This window comes from Thermodesulfobacteriota bacterium, assembly GCA_036482575.1.
Taxonomy (GTDB): Bacteria; Desulfobacterota; GWC2-55-46; order GWC2-55-46; family JAUVFY01; genus JAZGJJ01.
Genome location: JAZGJJ010000087.1, coordinates 1 through 2,771 on the forward strand (window position 1 = coordinate 1; position 2,771 = coordinate 2,771).

Below are 2,771 nucleotides of genomic sequence, written 5' to 3' on the forward strand. Positions count from 1 at the left end.
GACCTTGGCGAGTTTTTCCTTCAGCTGGTCGAGCGAGTGGATTACCAGTATCCGGGAGGAGCGGCTGTCCCCCTCAAGGTGGTCTATCTTGCTTATGAAGAGCTCGTACAGGCCTATGCCGAATATGAGGAGCACGGTCATTATGAGGTAGGCGTCTATAGCGCTTATTATGTGGGTTATGGCCGTGGAGTGGAACTCCTTGTATTTTTCGGCGTCGCCCATGACGTGCCACATCTCTTTTACCACGAGCCATACGTCGTAGCTGCCCATGAGCGCCAGCACCATGGCCGACACTATGCTGGCCACGACGGCCAGGAAGACGATGAGCCGGCTCTCCCAGAGGATCCGCTCGATTACTCTTTCGATAGTTTTAAACATTGTACGTATAGTACCACGCGGGGGCGGTGCGGTTAAGTAAAAACGGAAAAAAAGCCCCGGGGACATCCCGGGGCTTTTTTCTTGGGTCTCCGTGCCCTTCCTCAGCAGTCGAAGTAGAGGGCGAACTCGTGGGGCAGGGGCCGCTGCTTTATCTCGTCGACCTCCCGCTCCTTTTTATACCCTATCCATGTATCGATGACGTCCTGGGTGAAGACGTCGCCCTTCAAGAGGAAGTCGTGGTCCGCCTGAAGAGCGTCGAGCGCCTCTTCGAGCGTGCCCGAGGCCGAAGGCACCTTGGCGAGCTCCTCGGGGGAGAGGCCGTAGATGTCCTTGTCGAGCGGGTCGCCCGGATCGATCTTGTTCTGTATGCCGTCGAGCCCTGCCATGAGCATGGCCGAGAAGGCGAGGTACCCGTTGCACGAGGGGTCGGGGAAGCGGACCTCGACCCTCTTGGCCTTCGGAGAGGCCGAGTACATGGGGATCCTCACCGAGGCCGAGCGGTTCCTGCTCGAGTATGCGAGGTTTATCGGCGCCTCGAAGCCGGGGACGAGCCTCTTGTACGAGTTGGTGCTCGGGTTGGTGAAGGCGTTGAGCGCCCGGGCGTGCTTCAGTATCCCGCCTATGTAGTACATCGCGCTCTGGCTGAGCCCCCCGTACTTGTCGCCTGCGAAGGTCGGCTTCCCGTCCTTCCATATCGACTGGTGGGTGTGCATGCCCGTGCCGTTGTCGCCGAAGATGGGCTTGGGCATGAAGGTGGCGGTCTTGTTCCACCTGCGGGCTACGTTCTTTACTATGTACTTAAACCACATGAGATTGTCGCCCATCTTGAGGAGACTGTCGAAGCGCATGTCTATCTCGCCCTGCCCGGCCGTTGCGACTTCGTGGTGCTGGCACTCGATGTCTATCCCCACCTGCTCCATCACCAGGCACATCTCGGTTCTTATGTCCTGCTGGCTGTCGCTTGGCGAGACCGGGAAGTAGCCCTCCTTGTGGCGGGGCTTGTAGCCGAGGTTCGGGCACTCGTCCCGGCCGGTGTTCCACCTGCCCTCGACCGAGTCGACGAAGTAGAAGCTGTGGTCCGGACCCTCGCTGAAGCGGACGTCGTCGAATATGAAGAACTCCGGCTCGGGGCCGAAGAACGCCGTATCCCCTATGCCCGTGGACTTCAGGTATGCCTCGGCCTTCTGCGCGATGTTCCTCGGGTCGCGCGAGTAGGGCTCCTTGGTTATCGGGTCCACGATGTTGCAGATAAGCGAGAGCGTGGCCGCCTCGGTGAAGGGGTCCATCTGCGCGGTCGAGGGGTCGGGCATCACCAGCATGTCACTTGCGTGGATGGGCTGCCAGCCCCGGATGCTCGACCCGTCGAACCCGAGGCCCCCTTCGAACATGTCTTCGTTCAGCTCGGAGGTGGGGACCGAGAAGTGCTGCCACAGGCCGATAAAGTCCAGGAACTTCAGGTCCACCATCCGGACTTTGTTCTTCTTCGCGAATTCGAGAACGTCTTTAACCGTTTTTACCGACATTGCTTGCTCCTCCTTGTTGTAATGTTGTATGCTGTAGTATGTCTTAAGAGGGCTATATAGCCTCTTCCCCCTTCTCCCCTGTCCTTATCCTCACCGCCTCGTCCACAGGAAGGACGAAGACCTTGCCGTCGCCTATCCTGCCCGTCCTGGCGGTCTCCACTATGGTCTCGACCACCTTTGTAACGATCTCTTCCTTTACCACTATCTCGATCTTTATCTTCGGCAGGAAGTCGACCACGTACTCCGCGCCCCGGTAGAGCTCGGTGTGTCCCTTCTGCCTCCCGAAACCCTTTACCTCGGAGACGGTGATGCCCTGGATGCCTATTTCGTTAAGGGCCTCCTTTACCTCGTCGAGCTTGAAGGGCTTTATTATCGCCTCTATTTTCTTCATCGTCCGACCTCCTCTGCCGTTTGAGCAAGGCCCAAAAATAGCACAGGGGGGGAAGCTTGTAAAGGCTTTTTGCGGGCAACTTCACCCCTCTTTCCCGGGCAGCGGACATTAGTATAATAAGCAATTTCCATGCCGGGCCGGATATGCGGGATTTCGGGGTTTTTAAGGGTATATTGGGCCAAAAAATAGGCAATCAAGGGGTTTTTGCCTATAAATTGGTCAGATGGGCCAGATAATGGTGGTGTGCGCTCCGGGGCGGCAAGGGTGGGGTGGGGGGGGGTGCACACCCTACTCCCCGACCTTCGTAAGGAGCCCCTTACGCTTTACCGCCTTGAAGTTCCAGAAGAAGAACCAGGCGGCCGCGGCTATGTAGAAGACGTTCAGGATAGCTGAAAATACATTTCTATTATTTATGGAAATGTCCAGCACACCAACATCAGCCACATTCTTACAATACGGAACAAACCTTAAATCTGCTT

At 57.1% G+C, this 2,771-nt stretch carries 4 protein-coding genes; all 4 read right to left on the bottom strand.

Going from position 1 to position 2,771, the window contains the following annotated elements:
- Positions 1-378: YqhA family protein (locus V3W31_03740; protein MEE9614054.1), on the bottom strand; the 378-nt coding region annotated here is incomplete at its 3' end.
- A gap of 101 nt (positions 379-479) precedes the next feature.
- Positions 480-1,901 (bottom strand): type I glutamate--ammonia ligase, encoded by a 1,422-nt coding sequence (glnA, locus tag V3W31_03745; protein ID MEE9614055.1) that lies wholly within the window; start codon positions 1,899-1,901, stop codon positions 480-482.
- A 52-nt stretch (positions 1,902-1,953) separates the two neighbouring features.
- Positions 1,954-2,292 carry a P-II family nitrogen regulator gene (locus V3W31_03750; protein ID MEE9614056.1) on the bottom strand — a complete coding sequence of 113 codons (339 nt, stop codon included), beginning with the start codon at positions 2,290-2,292 and terminating at the stop codon, positions 1,954-1,956.
- A 288-nt stretch (positions 2,293-2,580) separates the two neighbouring features.
- Positions 2,581-2,721, bottom strand: coding sequence for a hypothetical protein (locus V3W31_03755; protein MEE9614057.1), 141 nt, complete (start codon positions 2,719-2,721; stop codon positions 2,581-2,583).
- Between the last annotated feature and the right edge of the window lie 50 nt (positions 2,722-2,771).